Source organism: Bacillus sp. FSL M7-0791, assembly GCF_038627085.1.
GTDB classification, from domain to species: domain Bacteria; phylum Bacillota; class Bacilli; order Bacillales; family Bacillaceae; genus Bacillus; species Bacillus safensis.
Map to the genome: position 1 here is coordinate 2,453,737 of NZ_CP152022.1, position 20,148 is coordinate 2,473,884.

20 protein-coding genes and 1 other annotated feature are annotated in these 20,148 nt (G+C 41.2%); of the genes, 4 read left to right on the plus strand and 16 right to left on the minus strand.

What is annotated here, in order from left to right; translation table 11 throughout:
• Nucleotides 1-51: 51 nt before the first annotated feature.
• The 9 genes from ddcA to ilvE all read right to left on the minus strand — a co-directional run bounded on the left by ddcA (nt 52) and on the right by ilvE (nt 10,487).
• Nucleotides 52-1,059, minus strand: a complete 1,008-nt coding sequence (ddcA, locus tag MHI08_RS12630) for a DNA damage checkpoint antagonist DdcA (protein WP_342499663.1) — start codon at nt 1,057-1,059, stop codon at nt 52-54.
• A gap of 125 nt (nt 1,060-1,184) precedes the next feature.
• Nucleotides 1,185-1,784 carry a 3-isopropylmalate dehydratase small subunit gene (gene leuD / locus MHI08_RS12635; protein WP_024423183.1) on the minus strand — a complete coding sequence of 200 codons (600 nt, stop codon included), beginning with the start codon at nt 1,782-1,784 and terminating at the stop codon, nt 1,185-1,187.
• A gap of 13 nt (nt 1,785-1,797) precedes the next feature.
• Entirely contained in the window at nt 1,798-3,213 is a 1,416-nt protein-coding gene (leuC, locus tag MHI08_RS12640) for a 3-isopropylmalate dehydratase large subunit (protein WP_024423184.1), read from the minus strand.
• Between the two features lie 40 nt (nt 3,214-3,253).
• Complete coding sequence (gene leuB / locus MHI08_RS12645) at nt 3,254-4,351, minus strand: 3-isopropylmalate dehydrogenase (RefSeq protein ID WP_098677014.1); 1,098 nt, start codon at nt 4,349-4,351, stop codon at nt 3,254-3,256.
• A gap of 18 nt (nt 4,352-4,369) precedes the next feature.
• A complete protein-coding gene (locus MHI08_RS12650) occupies nt 4,370-5,923 on the minus strand; it encodes a 2-isopropylmalate synthase (protein ID WP_342499664.1) in 1,554 nt (517 codons plus the stop codon).
• Complete coding sequence (gene ilvC, locus MHI08_RS12655; protein ID WP_024423187.1) at nt 5,910-6,938, minus strand: ketol-acid reductoisomerase; 1,029 nt, start codon at nt 6,936-6,938, stop codon at nt 5,910-5,912. The genes MHI08_RS12650 and ilvC overlap by 14 nt, the downstream gene beginning before the upstream one ends.
• A gap of 18 nt (nt 6,939-6,956) precedes the next feature.
• Entirely contained in the window at nt 6,957-7,475 is a 519-nt protein-coding gene (ilvN, locus tag MHI08_RS12660) for an acetolactate synthase small subunit (RefSeq protein ID WP_007501584.1), read from the minus strand.
• Nucleotides 7,472-9,196 carry an acetolactate synthase large subunit gene (ilvB, locus tag MHI08_RS12665; RefSeq protein WP_025092480.1) on the minus strand — a complete coding sequence of 575 codons (1,725 nt, stop codon included), beginning with the start codon at nt 9,194-9,196 and terminating at the stop codon, nt 7,472-7,474. Before ilvB ends, ilvN begins: the two co-directional genes overlap by 4 nt.
• Nucleotides 9,197-9,318: 122 nt before the next feature.
• Nucleotides 9,319-9,564, minus strand: a binding site (T-box leader).
• Between the two features lie 8 nt (nt 9,565-9,572).
• On the minus strand, nt 9,573-10,487 hold the full coding sequence (ilvE, locus tag MHI08_RS12670) for a branched-chain-amino-acid transaminase (protein WP_122631800.1): 915 nt from the start codon (nt 10,485-10,487) through the stop codon (nt 9,573-9,575).
• Nucleotides 10,488-10,919: 432 nt separating this feature from the next.
• On the opposite strand from ilvE, the gene MHI08_RS12675 reads away from it, so the two are divergent.
• Entirely contained in the window at nt 10,920-11,963 is a 1,044-nt protein-coding gene (locus MHI08_RS12675; RefSeq protein WP_342499665.1) for a lactonase family protein, read from the plus strand.
• 32 nt (nt 11,964-11,995) lie between these two features.
• On the opposite strand, the gene MHI08_RS12680 is transcribed toward MHI08_RS12675, so the two are convergent.
• The 6 genes from MHI08_RS12680 to MHI08_RS12705 form a co-directional block, all read right to left on the minus strand.
• On the minus strand, nt 11,996-12,415 hold the full coding sequence (locus tag MHI08_RS12680) for a YkvA family protein (RefSeq protein WP_024423190.1): 420 nt from the start codon (nt 12,413-12,415) through the stop codon (nt 11,996-11,998).
• A gap of 95 nt (nt 12,416-12,510) precedes the next feature.
• Entirely contained in the window at nt 12,511-13,677 is a 1,167-nt protein-coding gene (gene dltD / locus MHI08_RS12685) for a D-alanyl-lipoteichoic acid biosynthesis protein DltD (protein WP_025092477.1), read from the minus strand.
• Nucleotides 13,677-13,913: a D-alanine--poly(phosphoribitol) ligase subunit 2 gene (gene dltC, locus MHI08_RS12690; protein ID WP_024423191.1), complete on the minus strand. Its 237-nt coding sequence runs from the start codon at nt 13,911-13,913 to the stop codon at nt 13,677-13,679. Before dltC ends, dltD begins: the two co-directional genes overlap by 1 nt.
• Nucleotides 13,914-13,934: 21 nt before the next feature.
• Nucleotides 13,935-15,119, minus strand: coding sequence for a D-alanyl-lipoteichoic acid biosynthesis protein DltB (dltB, locus tag MHI08_RS12695; protein ID WP_342499666.1), 1,185 nt, complete (start codon nt 15,117-15,119; stop codon nt 13,935-13,937).
• Nucleotides 15,116-16,621: a D-alanine--poly(phosphoribitol) ligase subunit DltA gene (dltA, locus tag MHI08_RS12700; protein ID WP_342499667.1), complete on the minus strand. Its 1,506-nt coding sequence runs from the start codon at nt 16,619-16,621 to the stop codon at nt 15,116-15,118. Before dltA ends, dltB begins: the two co-directional genes overlap by 4 nt.
• Nucleotides 16,622-16,635: 14 nt before the next feature.
• Complete coding sequence (locus MHI08_RS12705; RefSeq protein WP_024427820.1) at nt 16,636-16,785, minus strand: teichoic acid D-Ala incorporation-associated protein DltX; 150 nt, start codon at nt 16,783-16,785, stop codon at nt 16,636-16,638.
• A 332-nt stretch (nt 16,786-17,117) separates the two neighbouring features.
• Here MHI08_RS12705 and MHI08_RS12710 point away from each other — a divergent pair, with 332 nt between their 5' ends.
• On the plus strand, nt 17,118-17,513 hold the full coding sequence (locus MHI08_RS12710) for a VOC family protein (RefSeq protein WP_270127564.1): 396 nt from the start codon (nt 17,118-17,120) through the stop codon (nt 17,511-17,513).
• A gap of 229 nt (nt 17,514-17,742) precedes the next feature.
• Here the strand turns inward: MHI08_RS12710 and MHI08_RS12715 are convergent, their stop codons facing one another.
• Entirely contained in the window at nt 17,743-17,922 is a 180-nt protein-coding gene (locus MHI08_RS12715; RefSeq protein ID WP_342499668.1) for a hypothetical protein, read from the minus strand.
• Nucleotides 17,923-18,112: 190 nt separating this feature from the next.
• Between MHI08_RS12715 and MHI08_RS12720 the strand changes: the two genes are divergently transcribed.
• Both MHI08_RS12720 and MHI08_RS12725 read left to right on the plus strand, forming a co-directional pair.
• Nucleotides 18,113-18,301, plus strand: a complete 189-nt coding sequence (locus MHI08_RS12720; protein WP_342499669.1) for a hypothetical protein — start codon at nt 18,113-18,115, stop codon at nt 18,299-18,301.
• 276 nt (nt 18,302-18,577) lie between these two features.
• Entirely contained in the window at nt 18,578-20,134 is a 1,557-nt protein-coding gene (locus MHI08_RS12725) for a T7SS effector LXG polymorphic toxin (RefSeq protein ID WP_342499670.1), read from the plus strand.
• Nucleotides 20,135-20,148 lie beyond the last annotated feature (14 nt).

Here is a 20,148-nt window from a genome sequence, read left to right on the forward strand (position 1 = left end):
CAACCATTATATTATAACATAACAAGTCCGTCTTTCAACTAAATCGACAAATTACAAATAAGAAATTTCTTCAATATCTTTCAGCATTGTGCAAGCTTCTCTCAGCTCTCGTTCGTTAAATTCATACAATAGATGCAATTCTTCGAGTTCAATCTCAATCCCATGCATTTCATAGCCGACTTTATGAAGTGCCGCTGCCCAAAGACTAGGATCTGTGTATTTAGGAAGAAATGGATACAGCACAAATAAGTGCCGGCGCCATAACTCTTCCACGGCTTGGTAAAGGGTCGGATTCTCATTGCCAAGCGTGTCATCAAGCATACGAAGGACTTGCTGAAGAAGCGGCATCTGCTCTGGCTTTACAGCCTCAGAAGGAATAAGGGTTAAAGAATCACCGAATTTTGTCACATGAACCGGTTTTGCCACATCATGCTCTGCCAGAAGCTGCAGGATCATTGATTTGACCATAGGGTTCCCATCAGGATTTTGTAAGATGGTATTTAATAGACCCATATGCGGTGTAATATTCCGGTCTTTCAATGAATGAATGAACTGGACCTGTTCTTCCGGACGCTTCAGCATATCATCTATGTTGACCTCACTTCCGGCGTCCTCATCTTCATCTAAAATCTCTTCAGGTGATTCGATCATTTTTCCGCTAAATTCGAGCAGCTTGTAAAAATGCTCCGCACTTTCTGCCGGAAGATGGTTTTCTTCGAGCACAGCCTCAATTGTCTGTTTGACTTCTTCATATTCTTTCAGCTGAATGAGGATCGTCATATACACTTGGAGCACAGTGAAATAGTGGCCATATCCTTCATGCAGCATTTTTTCACAAACACGCTTTGCATCCTGTAGCTCACCCAGCTCCAGAAAACAAATGGCCATTCCAAGGTGAATATCGGATTCTTCATCGTCATCGTACGATTTAGCTTCTGAAAACAAGTGAAGCGCCTCTTGATACTGTTTATCTTTTAATGCTGCCATTCCTTTTTCAATCAGTCTTTCTTTCAGACCAGGAAACAAAATGACATTATCTTTCTTCTTGTCATGCTTCATGCTTACGTTCCTTTCGGGCGCATATTTTTTATCAGTTTACCAACGAAGATTAGTAAACACAAGTAACGAGAGGTTTTCATGCAAAAAAGAAGCCGTCACACCTCGGGCGGACAGCTTCTCGTTGCTTAAGCGCGCAGCCAGCTGCTGCGCTTTTCTTCAAATGCTTGAATGTCATCTTCTAGAAGTAATGTTAATGAAATCTCATCATAACCATTTAGGAGCATTTCTCTCCAGTGAGGGTCGACTTGGAAAGGGGTGATATTCCCTTCATGATCTTCTATCTGCTGTTTTTCAAGATCAACCGTCATCTCATACCCTTTGTTCTCATATGACGCAGCGAAGGTTTTCCACACATCATAATCAAGGCGAATCGGAAGCATCCCATTTTTAAAGCAGTTTTGATGAAATATATCTGCGAATGATGGTGCGATGACAATTTTAAAGCCATAATCATCAAGCGCCCAAGGAGCATGTTCCCTAGATGATCCGCAGCCAAAGTTCTCCCCTGCGATCAAAATGGATGCTCCTTCATAGATCGGCTGATTTAGTTCGAAATCTGGATTTGGGCTGCCATCGGCTAAATAACGCCAGTCGAAAAAGGCAAAGCGGCCATATCCTGTTCGTTCTATTCTTTTTAAAAATTGTTTCGGAATAATTTGATCTGTATCTACATTGATACGGTTAAGCACAGCGGCTTTTCCTTTATGAGTGACTAAAGGCTCCATCTATGACAACTCCTTACACGACTGTTTTCTCTTGATTAAACTTCCTGACATCGACAAAGCGGCCATGTATCGCAGCCATTGCAGCCATTGCCGGGCTGACAAGATGCGTTCTCGCACCCTTCCCTTGACGCCCTTCAAAGTTACGGTTTGATGTGGACGCGCAGCGTTCGCCCTCCGGTACCACATCGTTATTCATACTAAGGCACATACTGCAGCCTGATTCTCTCCATTCAAATCCAGCTTCAAGGAAGATTTCATGAAGACCTTCTTTTTCTGCTTGCAATTTGACACTTTGAGAGCCAGGCACCACAATCGCTCTGACATGATCTGCTACTTTTTGTCCTTCAATCATAGAAGCGGCTTGGCGTAAATCAGTCATTCTTGAGTTCGTACATGAGCCGATAAAGACATGCTCAATCGTAATATCTTCTATACGCTGATGCGGGTGGACACCCATGTATTCGTAAGCACGAATCGCTTCTTTTTGATCATCTTCTTGTGCAAAGTCCTCAGGTCCTGGGATTGATGCATCCACAGGCAGTACCATTCCTGGGTTAATTCCCCACGTAACCATTGGTGAAATCTCATTTCCATCTAACACAATGGTTTTATCGTAGGTTGCACCTGGATCTGTTCTAAGTTCTTCCCATTCTTTAATAGCTGCTTCGAAGTCTTCACCCTGCGGTGCATATTTGCGGCCGCGGCAATATTCGAAGGTGACTTCATCAGGTGCAATCAATCCTGCTCTTGCGCCTGCTTCAATTGACATATTACAAACGGTCATCCGCTCATCCATCGTCATGTTTCTGAATACTTCCCCAGTGTATTCAATGACATAACCTGAGCCGAACTTCACGCCGTGCGCACCAATGACGGCTAAAATGACATCTTTGGCGGTTACCCCTTTTTGAAGCTTTCCGTCTACTCTAATTTCTAGCGTTTTCGGACGCTGCTGCCAAAGTGTTTGTGTAGAAAGTACATGTTCAACCTCACTAGTACCGATCCCAAAGGCAAGTGCACCAAACGCGCCGTGAGTTGATGTATGACTATCTCCACAAACGATTGTTTTCCCCGGAAGTGTCAATCCAAGCTCAGGTCCAACGACATGGACGATTCCTTGGTCAACACTGTGAAGGTCAGCAAGACGAACGCCAAATTCCGCACAGTTGCGCTCTAAGGCACTTACTTGCTTTTTAGCAATCTCATCTTTGATCACAAATCGATTCACAGTTGGGATGTTGTGATCCATCGTCGCAAACGTGTTTTGAGGTCTTCTCACCTTGCGCCCTTTTTGTCTTAATCCTTCAAATGCTTGAGGTGATGTCACTTCATGCACCAAGTGCAGATCAATATATAAAAGGTCTGGTTTTCCCTCGCCGCTTTTGACTACATGCTGATCCCATATTTTTTCGATGATTGTTCGAGGCATAACCCTTTTCCTCCCTCTACCTAATTCCACAAGATTCTATTTACACAATGGTTTGCACGCGCTGCTTGAGTGCGTCTACAACCGCATTAGTGATTTCTTCAGTCGTTTGATAAGTTCCCTCTTTTGCTGCTAAATCTTTTGTTCGTTTGCCAGAGGCAAGAACAGCTTCGACAGCTTCTTCTATTGCAGCCGCTTCTTCTTCTAATGCAAAGGATGTTCTAAGCAAGCTTGCTGCTGATAAAATGGTTGCCAGAGGGTTTGCAACGTTTTGCCCCGCAATATCGGGTGCTGAACCATGAATTGGCTCATATAAATGAAGGCCTGTGCTTGATAAACTAGCAGATGGCAGCATGCCGAGTGATCCAGTAATCATAGAAGCTTCGTCACTTAAAATATCACCGAACATATTCTCCGTCACAATGACATCAAATTGAGCGGGCTTGTAAATCAGCTGCATGGCAGCATTGTCGACGAGCATATGCTCAAATTCAACTTCTGGATATTGAGCAGCAACTTCTTCTACTGCATCCCGCCATAGTTTACTAGAAGCAAGGACATTCGCTTTATCCACAGACGTCACTTTTTTCCGTCTTGTTAAGGCCATGTCGAACGCTTCTTTTAATACGCGGACAATTTCTTCCTTTGTATAAAGGAGCGTATCAACGGCAGCTTCTTTTCCTTCATCATCCGTATAGCGTTCGCTTGGTTCACCAAAATAGAGACCGCCTGTTAATTCACGAACGATGACGAAATCAACTCCGTTAATGTGATCCTGTTTTAATGGAGATGCCTCGCTTAAACTATCGAACACCTTTACAGGACGGATGTTTGCAAATAAGTCCAGCTGTTTACGAATGGCAAGTAAGCCTTTTTCTGGACGAAGCTCTGGCGGGTTTTGATCCCACTTTGGTCCGCCGACTGCTCCTAATAAAATCGCATCAGCGCTTTTGCATACATCTACTGTTTCCTTTGGAAGCGGGTTGTTTTTTTCATCTATTGCGATACCGCCAATGAGCGCAGTTTCGAATTCGAATTCGTGCTTAAATTGAGCCGCTGTCTCTTGAAGGACTGCGACTGCAGATGTCACGACTTCCGGTCCGATTCCATCGCCGGGCAAAAGTGCAATTTTCTTTTTCATGAGAACCTTCCTCCTTTCCTATGAGATCGCGTGATGTTTCTCAATTTCAATCAGATTTGATTTGAAGATTAAATGTCTGTTCACCGCATTGACATAAGCTTTCGCCGATGCTTCAAGTACATCTTGCGCTACACCGCGTCCTGCTGTTTCTTTTCCTTCTATTGAAACAGTGACATATACTTCTGCTAGTGCATCTCTGCCTTTTCCATTTGATTGAATGCGGTAGTCCAGCAAATGAATTCTTTCTTCCATACAGCGCTCAAGCGTGTTGTACACAGCCTCTACACTGCCTGCACCTGTGGCTGCTTCTTGAATGACTTCCTGTGTTTCTTGATTTTTCAGAGAAACTGTTGCTGTTGGCATTTGTTCTGTTCCATAATGCACTTGCAGACTTTCAAATTCGTAGCCAATTTTTCGGTCTGCTACTTTTTCTTCTAATATAATAGAGATCAAGTCATCATCTGTAATTTCTTTCTTCTTCTCTGTCAAGTTCTTGAAAGTCTCAAAGAATTTATTGATTTCGTCTTCCGTTAGTTTAAAGCCTAGTGTTTTCATGCGGTCTTTAAACGCGTGTCTTCCGGAGTGTTTTCCAAGGACAAGCACATCTGTTGTCACGCCGACAAGCTCTGGAGAAATAATTTCATAGGTTGTTTTTTCTTTGAGGAAACCATCTTGGTGAATACCTGATTCATGTGCAAATGCGTTGTTTCCAACGACTGCTTTATTACGCGGCACAATCATTCCTGAGTATTTGCTCACTACATCACTTGTACGCTTAATTTCATTCAATTGAATCGTTGATTCGACCTGGTAAAAGTCTTTTCGAATATGAAGAGCTACTGCAATTTCTTCTAACGCGGCATTTCCAGCGCGCTCGCCAATTCCGTTGACAGCCGTTTCAATTTGATCTGCTCCATTTTCAATAGCAGCAAGTGAGTTTGCCACAGCCATTCCTAGATCATCGTGACAGTGAGCGGACAAGTTGACACGGTCGATATTCGGAACATGTTCCTTCATATACTTAAAGATATTTCCGTACTCTTTTGGCGCTAGGTATCCAACTGTATCTGGCAAGTTAATGACACTCGCCCCCGCGTCAATGACCTTTTCTACAATTTCTGCTAAGAAAGCAAGATCTGTACGGCACGCATCTTCTGCTGACCATTGGACAACTGGAAAACGTTCTTTCGCATATTTCACCATTGCGACAGTCTGTTCTACGACTTCTTCACGTGTTTTCTTTAGTTTATGCTTCAGGTGAATGTCAGAAGTGGCAATAAAGACATGAAGCCTTGGCTCCACTCCATCTTTTAATGCTTCCCATGCAGCATCAATGTCACCTTTCACACAGCGTGCAAGACCAGCAACAGAACAGTTTTTAATCGTTCTTGCAATTTCTTGTACGCCTAAGAAATCCCCTCGGGATGAAGCGGGAAATCCCGCTTCAATGATATTAACCCCAAGGCGCTCAAGCTGCTTTGCAATGATTAGCTTTTCTTGTGCATTTAAGTTCACTCCTGGTGATTGCTCTCCATCCCGAAGTGTTGTGTCAAAAAAATTAATTTTCCGCACCGACGCTCACCGCTTCCTTTTTCTTTCCTTGTTTAACGAAAGGCATCATTTCACGAAGCTTTCTACCAACGATTTCAATTTGGTGCTCATTTTCATTTGCATTGATCGCATTGAAACGTGGACGATTCACTTGGTTTTCAACAATCCATTCTTTTGCAAATGTTCCGTTTTGGATATCAGTCAAAACAGCTTTCATTGATTCTTTTACCTTTGCATCTACAACGCGTGGTCCTGATACGAAATCACCCCATTGTGCTGTATCAGAGATTGAATATCTCATGCCTTCTAATCCTTCTTCATACATAAGGTCAACGATCAATTTTAGTTCATGCAGACACTCGAAGTATGCAAGCTCTGGCTGATAACCAGCTTCTGTTAACGTTTCGAATCCTGCTTTTACTAGTGAAGTAAGGCCTCCACAAAGAACTGCCTGCTCACCGAATAGATCCGTTTCTGTTTCTTCTTTAAATGTTGTTTCAAGAACGCCCGCTCTTGCTCCGCCGATCGCTTTTGCATAAGCAAGTGCTTTGTCTTTCGCTTGGCCAGATACATCTTGATAGATAGCAAATAGGGCAGGTACACCAGCGCCTTGCTCATATGTTCTTCTCACAAGATGTCCTGGACCTTTTGGAGCTACAAGATACACGTCTACGTCACTTGGAGGAACAATTTGATGGAAGTGAACGTTAAATCCGTGTGCGAATACAAGTGAGTTGCCAGCTTCTAATTGATCTTTGATTTCTTCATCATATACTTTCTTTTGCTGCTCATCTGGAAGTAGTACCATCACGACGTCTGCTTGTGCTGCTGCTTCTTTTACTGTGAATACTTGATGGCCGTCTTCTTGTGCTTTTGTATAAGATCCACCTTTTCTCACGCCGACGATCACATCTACGCCGCTTTCTTTTAAGTTCAATGCATGTGCATGACCTTGTGATCCGTAACCAATGATAGCTACCTTTTGACCATTTAATACGTTTTCTTGAATATCACCGTTATAATATACTTTTACCATTTGACTCTCTCCTTTTGTTTAGACAATTGAAATTGTTTTATTTGTTTGCGGCTTTTGCTGATTATCTCTTGCAAAGGCCGTAGTGCCAGTTCTGGCGACTTCTTTAATGCCGTATGGCTTAAGTAATTCAATGAGTGCTTCAATTTTTGAAGACTCACCTGTCACCTGAATGACGACACTCTCTCTGCTCACATCTACAATAGAAGCTCTAAACGGTTCAATGACCCCTGTGATCTCCATTCTAGATGCTGGTGCAGATACGACTTTTATCAAAGCCAGCTCTCGCTGAACGATTGATTGGTTTGTAATGTCTGTTACTTTCAGAACATCGATTTGTTTGTTCAGCTGTTTTGTCAGCTGCTCGATGTCTTTCTCCTGATCTACATGGACAACGAACGTGATGCGTGATACATCTTGAATCTCAGAATGGCCGACCGTAATGCTTTCAATGTTGTAGTGTCTTTTAGTAAAGAGGCCTGTGATTCTGTTCAGTACGCCTGATCGATTTAATACAGTCAACACAATAATTCTTTTCAAGGTTTCACCCCCACCATCTCATGAAGTCCTTTCCCCGGTGCTACCATCGGGAATACTTTTTCATCTCGCGCTACATTGACATCGATGAAAACAGGCTCTCTAGAGGTTAAGGCTTCTTCAAGCTTTTCTTTCGCCTCTTCGTCTGATGAGATTCTGATTCCTTTAATGCCATAAGCTTCAGATAATTTGACGAAGTCTGGCTGCTCTGAAAATTTAGAATGTGAGTAGCGTTCTTCGTAGAAAATTTCTTGCCATTGTCTTACCATTCCAAGACTGTGATTATTGAGTACAATCACTTTGACTGGAAGGTTCAGCTCACGGATAACGGCAAGTTCTTGCAGGGTCATTTGGAAACCTCCGTCTCCTAAAATTGCCACAACAGTTGCCTCTTGATCAGCCAGCTGAGCGCCAATGGCTGCTGGTAATCCGAAGCCCATTGTGCCAAGGCCTCCAGATGTGACCCACTTATCAGCATTTTCAAATGGATAGAACTGTGCTGCCCACATTTGATGCTGTCCGACATCAGTTGCGACAATGGCTTCACCTTTAGTGAATTGATGAATGTATTCAATCAGCTTTTGAGGCTTAAAGCCTTCTGCTTCGTTTTCAACGTACCAGAGTGGATATTCTTCCTTCCACTGATCTAATTGATTTTTCCATTCGTCTGATTCCCCTTGCTTCCCGTCTTGCTTGATCAGTTCTTCAAGAACGAGCTTACTGTCGCCAACAACCGGGATATGGGTATGAATGTTCTTGCCGATTTCCGCTGGGTCAATGTCAATATGAGCGACCTTCGCATGTTTCGCAAAATGATTGAGGTTGCCTGTTACCCTGTCATCAAATCTTGCTCCGATTGAAATGAGCAGATCACATTGATGAAGAGCCATGTTCGCTGCATATGTGCCATGCATACCAGCCATCCCTAGGAAAAGAGGGTGCTTTGCCGGGAATCCGCCAAGTCCAAGCAATGTATGAGCGACTGGGATTTGCTGCTGCTCTACATACTGTCTTAATTCTTCAGATGCTTTGCCATGAAGTACGCCGGCTCCTGCTAGAATGACTGGTTTTTTCGCTCTGCTGACAGCTTCTACTAATTTGCGAATTTGCAAATAGTTCGGCTCTACTTTTGGTTGATAACCAGGTAAATCAATTGGCTGATCATATTCAAAGGTTCCTTCAATGCCTGCGACATCTTTTGGAATATCAATCAAGACTGGACCAGGTCTGCCTGTTGTTGCGATATGGAATGCCTCTTTAATGACACCCGGTAATTCCTCTGGATTCCTTACTTGGTAGCTGTGCTTTGTAATTGGCATTGTGATGCCGAGTACATCTGCTTCTTGGAATGCATCCGATCCAATGACTGACGTTGCCACCTGCCCTGTGAATACAACAAGGGGAAGTGAATCAATCATCGCATCTGCAATTCCTGTCACAAGGTTTGTCGCTCCCGGCCCTGATGTGGCAATGACAACACCCGGTTTACCAGATACTCTTGCGTATCCTTCTGCTGCGTGAATCGCTCCCTGCTCATGTCTTGGCAGGACATGAAATAAACCAGAATCGTAAATTTTATCGTAGATTGGCAAAACTGCTCCGCCCGGATAGCCGAAAATGACTTCTACTTTTTCTCTTTTGAGTGCTTCAATTAACATGAGTGCACCGTTCATCGTTTGTGGTGCTTTTGATTTTTCCGTCTCCATTTGTACATTTGTCCCCATTTGATTTCCTCCTCTTTGTCTTGCTTCAGTCAAGTCCTTTCACCCTTTTCCATTCAAGATAGAGATATGAGACCATATAAAAAAGCCTTCTCACCCCACAATGACACTACTTTTCACTAGGTCAAAGGGGCGAAAAAGCTTTGTTTTTCGCGGTACCACCCTTGTTCACGGCAATCCTGCTGCCGTCTCATGGACATCTTTCGTCCATTTTGGTAACGAGTGAGCAATGTCACTCGGTCTGCCCTACTATCATTTCAAGCAGACACTCAGAGGTGAGTTCACTTTAGAAAGTAACACCGGTTTCCAGCTAGCACCGGCTCTCTGTAGATACTGACTCTAAAGCTACTAGTCCTCTTCAACGTTTATCGATATCTATTTAACTTGCATGAATGTTTTCATCTGCAAAAACGACTTTTTCTCCCTCTTCAACTACTCGCTTACGGAATTGTTCAAGAAGTTTGTTTGTGTGGAACCCAGGTTTTCCTTCACCGATTGTACGGCCGTCAACTTTTACAACGGCGATAACTTCGGCTGCGGTTCCTGTTAGAAATACTTCTTCAGCTGTATACACATCATGTCTTGTGAATGGTTCTTCTTTCACTTCGTAGCCTAAGTCTTCTGCAATCTCCATGATGGCATTTCTTGTAATGCCTTCAAGTGCGCCAATATAACCTGGCGGTGTAAAAAGCTTACCTTTTTTATAAATAAACACGTTGTCTGCAGAACCTTCCGCCACGTACCCTTGATCGTTCAGCATCAGCGCTTCACTCACACCGGCCATATGGGCTTCGATTCGGACAAGAATGTTATTCAAATAATTTAATGATTTCACTTTTGGGCTAAGGACATCTGGACGATTTCGTCTTGTTGGAACCGTCACAATATCAATACCCGTTTCATATAGGTGCTTTGGAAAAATGGCCAGCGGCTCTACAATGATCACTGTATTGGCTCTCCCGCAGTTGTTAGGATCTAACCCAAGATCACCTGCTCCTCTTGAGACGACAAGGCGGATATAGGCATCCTTTAAGCCGTTCCTTTCAACTGTATGAATCATTTTTTCCGTGAGCTCCTCAAGTGAATATGGAATGTTCAGCATAATGGATCTAGCGGAATCATACAGGCGGTCTAAATGTTCTTTCATTCGAAAGATATTTCCGTTATACACGCGAATCCCTTCGAAAACACCGTCGCCATATAAGAAGCCATGATCGTAAACTGAAATTTTCGCATCCTCTTTTTTCACGAGTTCATCGTTTAAAAAGATCCACTGTTCCTTTTGGTCTTCCATTTTCAGTGAGCACCCTCTCTTTCAAACAAAAAGTAGTTGAATTTTCAGACACTTTATATTGAAGTGTCTTTCGCTTGCACTGCGTGTTTGTTTAGCTTTTGTTGAACCCATCTTACGCCGCTTTCCATACAGTGTCAACAGCATTTTTAAAATTATTAGACAATTTAGACTAATCAAAATTAAATGTATACGCTTACACCTTTGCTAGACAAGGAATGAAAAAACTTAAAATTTTTTGTATTTTTTCTTCAATTTATTTACTTTACATGAACGGTTTTCTTTTGAGAAGACTTTTGTGATATTTTTTCACAACATTTTTGATGAATATTGTGAGATTTCTTTGACTTTGTTTTTCTTTCGGCATGCCTTTCTAAAGCGTTTTCCTATGAATTTATGATAGAATGAGAGCATCTAATAGAAGGAGGGCAATACATGGCTAACATCAGAGGTTATATCGGTACGTATACAAAGGGAGACAGTAAAGGTGTTTATACGTTTACATTAAATACGGACAAGCAGCAGATTGAGCAAATAGAAGTCGCTGCTGAGCTTGAAAATCCTACATATTTAACCGTGTCAGAGGATCAAAAGTTTGTTTATGCTGTTGTGAAAAAAGGATCACAGGGCGGCCTTGCTGCGTATCAAATTGATTCAACAACAGGCAGACTTCACTTCATCAACCAAGAGCTTGCCGATGGAGCTTCTCCTTGCCACGTCAGCGTGGACAGTCAAACGAAAACGGCGTATACAGCGAATTATCATAAAGGAACAGCAGAGATGTATGAAATCGATGCTGAAAATGGATCAGTGATCCGCACGCTCTCACAGGCGCAGCATGAAGGAACTGGCCCTAACGAAGATCGTCAGGAAAAGCCGCACACTCACTTTATGGGTCTCACGCCAGATGAACAATTTGCAGTGGCTGTTGACCTTGGAACAGATGGAATTTATACGTATAAGAAAGAAGACGGCAAACTTGAGCTTGCTCATACATTTGAAACAAAGCCAGGCAGCGGACCTCGTCATATCACATTCCACCCAACGAAACCTGTGGCATATGTAATGACAGAGCTAAGCTCAGAGGTCATTGTGCTTCGTTACTTTGAAGATGGTCATTTTGAAGAGATCCAAACAATCGCGACCATTCCAAGCGATTTTACGGAGAACAATCAAGGAAGTGCCATTCATGTCTCTTCAGACGGACAATTTGTTTATGCAGGAAATCGCGGTCATGACAGCATTGCGATTTTTAAAGCAGACGCTGACGGCCAATTAAGCCTTGTCGAGATTGCTTCTTCTGAAGGAAACTGGCCTAGAGATTTTGTACTTGATCCAACAGAAGAATTCCTCGTCGGTTCAAACCAAGAATCTAGCAACCTTGTGTTATACAAACGCGACAAAGAAACAGGACGACTCACTGTCTTACAATCAGACATTACCGTCCCTCATCCAGTTTGCGTGAAATTTTTAGGGTAAAGAAAAAAGCCTCCAATAACGGAGGCTTTTCTTTATACAGACGGCATACCGCCATCCTCAAGCTTTTGATCAATCAAAGACGTATCGGTTTTTTCGCCGAACCATTTTGACAGCCTGTCTTTTGCTTTCCCTTTCACATCATCATCAATGTACATTGCTACTTGAAGCAGAGCAAATGTAATGGCTCCTAAATCATCTGTATAGCCGACACCAATCAATGTATCCGGAATGAGATCAAGTGGAAGGATAAAGTAGCCGAGTGCTCCAATAATTAGGGTCTTTGCTTTGACCGGCACTTCGGGTTTTTGCAATGTATAGTAAAGTAATAGCACAGCATAGACAAGAGAGACACCAGCTTTTTGTGCCGTCTTTTTTAACTTTTCCCAAAAGGCATGATCATTAAAATGCTTCTTCGAACGCTTTAATAGTTCTTTTTTCTCAGAACGATTCATCATATCGCCTCCATCTACAGCATAGCCCTTTTCCCTTAGTTATACAAGATATCCGCTGATTCGACAAACAAAAAGCAGCAGAAAGCTGCTGCATTCTACTGCTCTTTGTAAAACTTTTCAATTGCCTTATCGATGTACACCCATCCTTTATAAGACACATGAATCGTATCTTTAAAGAAATATGGATCGTACTCATGCTTAGTCAAATCTGCGACTTCATACCCATTATCTCGAATTTGACGATTGATTTTTTCATAATAACCTGTACGGCCTTCTTTCGGAAAACCTGTGTAATCATACCACTTTCCGTTGACAGGAATCGTCACAAACAAAGGCTTTGCCCCTGCCTGTTTTAAAATATCCAGCATGATCTGAAAATCTTTGTATTCTGGTGATTCCGCATAAGAATGACCTTCACGGGAATCCTTCATCTTTTTCATGATCGGTTTCAGCTTGTGGTCAAACAGTTTTTGATTAATATAAAACGGGTTGTCCCCTGCTCTTTTCGCACCAAAAATACTCGCTTCTTTTTCAAGCTCAGCCCATGTTTTTCCTTTGACTGAAGGAGACGGTTGAAGCTTGCGCTCATGCCCCGATCCAATCGTATAGTACATGTCTTTCTTTTGAAGCATGCCATAATACATTTTCGCAATAGGAGAAATCGCGCCATAAGCGAACTTGTTCCCAGATAGCTCTGCTTTAAAAAGCTCTGTAATCACCATGTCATTTTTGACTGCTTTAAACTTCATGATTCTTTTGATGAGCTCTTTTTTCACAGTTGGATCAATTTCTTTATTATAGGCGAGATTCAGCGCTTGAAGAGCTGAATAGTTCGGTGCAAAGTGATTCTCGTCAGATCCCCATTTCACAAACCACTGCGGGGACACGATAAATACAAGCTTCTTCCCTTTTAATTCATCCATATGCGCTGCGAAGTTCATCGCATGAATTAATGATTGCGATCCACCTTTTCCAATAAGATAAGGTGTAAACCCTTGAGGATTCTCATGAAAGAAATTCGAAGGGTGATATGGATCAAAACGTGATAGTTCAGAAGATCCATAGATCGGCAAATAAGTTGGATCTTTTAGCATTTCATCTTGTAAATAAAGCCCTTGAAACATCCCTGGATCTAATTCTGTGGCTGACTTTTGTAATTTGTCTTTTGGGATCAGGTGTGAGAGCCATGCATTTGGTACAAGAAGAACACCAATGAATAGAACAGCCGCTAAAATAAGCGGCCCAAAAAAACGCTTTTTCATTACTTCATCTCTGCCAGCTGCTCAGCAATATGATTCGGCGTATCCCACACATCACGATCGAATTCTGTAATCGGAACAGTGATTCCGAGTTGACTTTCAATTGCCATAAGCAGTTCTACTGTACCAAATGAATCAAGAAGACCTTCTTCAAAAATCGCAATCTCTGGATTTTCTTTCACAACGTCGTCCTGACAAACCTCTGCAATAATACCGTATACTTGATTTTTAAATTCCATAATTTTCTACTCCCTTAATCATTAATGATGAAATGGTTTTCCTGAAAAAATATAAAATCCGAAACAAATCACATGGAATGTAATAATGATAGACACAACCATTGTGACCTTATTATCCGGCCACCACTTGTGCTTTTTATTCCATTTCTCAAATAAATTGTAACCGGACATAACAACTGCATGATATAGTCCGTAAATAATATATTGAAGGGCAAGACCATGCCAAGCACCCATCAATAGAAAGAGGACAAAGTACCCGATATTTGATACAGCCATTCGGTTCTTGATCCACTTCTTTTTAGTCATGAAGAACACAAATCTCATAAACACGTAGTCTCTGAACCAGAAGGACAGGGACATATGCCAGCGATTCCAGAAGTCTTTAATATTTCGGCTGATAAACGGTTTATTAAAGTTCTCTGGCGACTTAATGCCCATAATATAACTCACACCTACAGCAAACATTGTATATCCAGCAAAGTCAAAGAACAAATACATGCTGTAAGCATACATATACGTTAACTGCTGAACAAAGTGACTGCTGCTAATATGATGAATATTCATCAGAATATATGTGTGAATTAGATAACCAATAATGAACTTATATAAGAAGCCAATGAAAATTTTATGAATACCGGCATATAGAAGATCACTGTATGCTTCCTTTTCAGGCGGTGTATCCATATCTTTTTCAAATCGGCGGTAACGGTCAATCGGACCTGATGAAATCGTCGGGAAAAAGACAATGAAATAGACCAAACGGTGAATCGGAATTTTCTTCTTAATCAAGCCGTCTCTTGTCTCGATAATTAACTGAACACCTTTAAATGTTAAGTACGAGATCCCCAAAAAGCTCAGCCAGTTCATTGGCGGCGGCTGGTGCGGCTGATGAGTTAAAAAGAACGGTAAAATCTTAGACAGCACAAGCGGCAAAATAGATGCCACCACTGCTGCATAGAAAACAGATGCCTGATTCGCCTTTAACCTGTATGCAAGGTACAGGCGGATGATGAAGACTTGCCACACCGTGAACAAGAAGAGCAGCAGCGCGCCATGGGCATCCTTTGAGAAAATAAGTGCCAGTGCCACAACCGTTGCAAACATGTTGTAGCCCTGCATTTTTTTGCCGCGAAGACCAAGAATGATCGTCGGCAAAAGAAGAATACCAATTAGAATGAAGAAAAAGAATGAACTAAACGGAATCATAGAAGAACCTCTTTCGCGATTCTCTTACGGTCAACCTTCCCGTTTGGCGTCATGTACAGCTGCTCAAGATAGACAAACTTTCTTGGGATCATGTACGCTGGCAGTGAATCCGCCATTTCTTTCTTAATCGCACTTGTCAGCTGATACTCTTTTTCAAATGAATGAGCTGCTGGAACAATCGCTGCAATCAAGTACTCAACATGACCGTTTGGCTGGAATGGCACAATCACACAAGCATTGACATAGGTTGTCTCGCTCACATGATATTCAATTTCTTCAAGCTCCATTCGGTATCCATGAAGCTTAATTTGATAGTCGAGACGGCCATGGCACGTAATTAAACCATCATGCGCCACACCCGCGTCACCTGTACGGTAAGCAGGACGTCCTTCGTATTCAAAGAACACTTTATCTGTCAAGGCTTGTTCACCTAAATAGCCACTCGTGACGCTTGGCCCCACGATGACAATTTCGCCTTTTTCACCATCAGGAAGTGTCTTGCCTTCTTCATCTAAAATGACGATATCTGTATCAGGTTTGGCATAGCCGACTGGTAAAGAATCGTGCTGATCAAGAATCGCCTGCGTCACTTCAATCGATGTGATCGCAACAGTTGCTTCAGTTGGACCATACGTATTAAAGACCTGCGCCTTTGGAAAACGCTCCAGAAGTGAACTTGCTACAGCTACAGGAAGCGCCTCACCGCAGAACAAGAAAACTTTCAGCTCAGGTAAAAGCTCCCCTGTAAAGGAAGGGTCCATTAAGCACATTTGCACAAAGGATGGTGTTGATGTCCACACTTCAACGTCAGATTGACCAAGTGCTGCAAACATATCCTTTGGCTTATTGACAAGATCTTTTACTAAACAGTAAAGCGTGCCGCCTGATTGAAGCGCTGGATAGAGATCCATCACTGATAAGTCAAAAGAAAATGGTGCTTGATTTAAGAATGTGCGTCCCTCACCAATTGGGAAATCCCGGCACATCCACTCTGTAAAGCTTTCTAAATTATTGGCGGTTACCTGAACGCCCTTCGGTTTTCCGGTACTGCCAGACGTATAAATAATGTAGAAAACATCATCTTGTTGAACCCACTGCGTGGATGGCGGTGCTTCTTTTTCAAGTGCTAAAAGCGATGCCGCACTCTTCACTTCAATGTGCTCTTCTACATCTAATACATTCTGCTCATTTGCACATATCAATAGACTGGCTTTTGAGCTTTCAATGATTGAGACGATGCGCTCGACAGGTATCGAGATGTCGACCGGAATATAAGGTCTGCCTGATTTTACACTGCCTAAGAAAGAAATCAGCATCTCTGGCTCCATATGACCGTATACAATGACAGGTTCACTGCCAGTTGCAATTGCATCGATCGCACCAGCCATTTGGTCTGATAAATGCCAAAGCTCATCATATGTGATCGACGCATGTTGAGAAACAAATGCTGGCTGTGTTGGTTTCGTTTGCTGGTATTCATGAATCGTTTGTAATAGTTTCATAATTTAATCTCCAATTAAAAATCGTTGTAAATGAATGATCCCGTATTTGCTGTGTGGAATCCGTAAATAAAGAACAATAATAGCAAAATAAGTAAGTAAAAGCTTGTATATCCTATCCATTTTACAGACTTATTTTCTGATAGCTTTTTGAATAGCATATTGATAACCTCTTTTCTTTTGACACTTATAGAGACGCATGACTCAATCAAAGAGTTTCATATCAAACCATAAAATTTTTAAGAAATACTAAAAAAATGTCGAACCTTGGAACGTCTCTTTTGAGCAAAGCTGTCTTATTGTAACAAAGATTTAATACATTTGAAATGAAATCCGATCTTAAATTTGCCTTAAAATTGCTGAAAGCTGTCGAGAAGCAGCATATTCTTCTTTAGATTTATTCATTAACAGTTAAACCATTAAATAGAGTTCCATATTCATCTGAATTAAGTTACATTAAGTCATATAATCATTAATCTTCTAAATGGGGGTTCTTCTATTGTCAAAAGGACTTATTCATCATATTGAACTAAATGTTTCGAATTTAAAGAATTCGATTATTTTTTGGGGGTGGTTTTTAGAGGAGTTAGGCTACGAGCCGTATCAAACCTGGGAAAGCGGTCGAAGTTGGAAATCGGGAGAAACTTATATCGTTTTCGTACAAACTGAGGAACGATTTATGGACATACCCTATCATAGACGCAGGTCAGGTCTAAACCACCTGGCTTTTCATGCCAGTTCCCGGCAGCAAGTAGATGATATGACTGAAAAATTAAAAAGCATGGGGGTTAAAATTCTTTATGCCAATACACACCCCTTCGCAGGCGGCGATAAACATTACGCAGTTTATTTCGAAGATCCTGATAGAATGAAAGTTGAATTGGTGGCACCTTAATTTAGTTTGACTAGAGAAATAAAAGAACCCATGATTTCATGGGTTTCTCGTCATTGCATGATAAGAAAATCCGTCACAAGGCAAGCGGGTTCTCCGTTTTGATCTTATACATCTTACTTTTTTTAGTTTGAGAAAGAATATTCTCTCTTTTGAACATTTACCGCTTTACAATGCCTTTTTCATTAGGGAGGTTAATTTAAAAACGCCCTTCCAATGGAGGGCGGTGCTATTAACTATTTTCTTTTAAGTATTTCTTAATCAATGATTCGCTAATCCTGCTTACGATATAGATCGCAACCGCTAAAATCAGCATCAACGGAAACATGCTTAAACGATTATCTGCAACATATACAATGATCCCCACTATGATAGCCACTACTATTGCCGTTAAAAGATGCTTCCCCGCCAACTCACCCCTTTGTATAAATCATATACATTTTATTACACAAAAGGTTTAATTTAAATGATTTCCATAAAATCAGCAAGTTTCGTTTGTCCGCTCTTAAAGTAGATTGCTCCCCCTTATATTGTTCGCACAATCTCCATATGTTAAAATCAACTAGAATATCTATTTAATGGATCAATCAGGAGGTCATTAAGTGTCCCATCAAAGCACGCCATCCAAAATGTTATTAATTACTTTACCCGGCGCTATTATTGCCCTTGTGATGATCTTAGGGAAAATTGATACACCTGTAACAAATGTTTTATTTTATCTTGTGGCTTTTAGTGTGATGGGTTTAGTTGTTTCAAGCTTAGTAAAAGACTACAGGAAAAAGAAAAACTAACTCCTCATTTTGGGGGCTGTCGTTTATGCAGCTCCCTTTCTTTATGTGGACTCTCTCAAAGTTCGAAATCAGAGCAAAAACATTTGGAATTAAAAAGATATTAGAGAAATCAAAATAGATGCCAGTGAAGTGAGAAAACATTAAAAAACACGCACATCCATTTAGCACTTCCAAAAACCTTAAACAACTTGCACAAACAGAAGAAGCCGTTAACACCATGATGGAAACAGTCAAAGCAATTGCTGCGAGTACTAACAGAAAGTAAAGGAGAACGGAATGAAAACCCTTGATGTCTTTGAGTTGAAGAATGGAATTGACCAAACGCTGAACAAGTTGAAGCAGCAATCACAGAATGTGAAGTCCCTAGAAAAACAAATCAATCAAATTATCTCCTTAGATGGCGCATTAAAGGGAGAAGCTGGACAAGCGATAAAAGATTTTTATACGGAGTGTCACATTCCCTTTTTGCAATTCTTTCAGATCGTCATTGAAGAATACAGCGGTGCGCTAAAAAAGACAAAACAGGCACTTCATGCTTTTGAATCAAACCCGAATGGTTTTATCTCTCAATCATTCATTGAACACGAGCTTGACCAAGGGTTAAAAAAAGCCGAACGGACTATTTCTGATATTGTATCCGATGCGAATCAAGCCCTCAGCAGGGTCAGCCATATTGCGCATTTGCCTCATGTAGATGAATCTGCTTTTCAACAAAGCTATCAAAAAGCATGGCTTGAGACGTCCAAAACCATCGGATTACTTCATGCATTTGACAGAGAACAAACAAGTGCTCTAAATGAAACAAAAAGTTCCCTTCACACAATGAAGCAATACATAGATACTTTAAGCAAGATGTTCACTGGCCCGAAAATTGAAATTACTAGTTATCAAAAAGGCTCTATTTTCAAAGGTGGAAAAGAAGAAAAAATCAACAGTACCATCAGTGGAATGAATAAAAATATAGATTCCCCTAAAGAAAATCCAATGACAATCATGCTGAAGAAGCTGAATGATAAAGAGCGATCAAATGTGGATACGATTTTAAATAGGAAACCGTCTAATAAAATCAATCAAAACGCCGTGTTCGTAAATGGAAAAGTATATAATACAAATGAAAAGATTGACTTCGCAAATGCCAAAACAGTTGAAGTTATTCGAGATGGAATGCTATATCGGTTACGAATATCGGATCAAAACAAAGTGAATATTGAAAGCATCACAAAGATTTCTGATGTGAAAACGGGTGAACAAACCTCAAACATCTTAAATACAGCGGTTGAATTTACAGGAATAAATGATGCCATTCGAGTCATCACAGGGAGAGACCCTGTAACAGGAGACAAAGTCGCTGACATGGACCGTCTAGTATCAAGCTTGTACATGATACCCGGAGCTAAAATCACTAAAGTTGGAAAATACGTATTTAAAATAATGAAAGGAGAGAAAGTAGCCAAGAAGATTGTCAAAACACCTTCCTTCGGCAAACACTCCGTACCAAAAGGTCCTTATCGTGAAGTAAATGGTTTCCCTGTAAAAATAAAACCAGGCGCTCAAGAAAAGCATATTCCTGATGCACCTAACTATAAACAGGAGATAGCTAATGGTAAAACAAAGAGTATCTTCTTTGGAGATAATAAAAAAGCACAAAAATTGCTTGATAAACATGCAGGTACTGGTGATATGTTAAAAACAAAAAATAAAGAAAGAGTGGATTTTGGTCAAGTCATAGGAAAGCATTACAATACAGAGACCAATAAGTATGAAGAGACTACAAGAGGTATTATACATTATAGTAAAAACGGCGCTCACATCGTGCCTTCACAACCATCATAAATATGAGAAAAGAG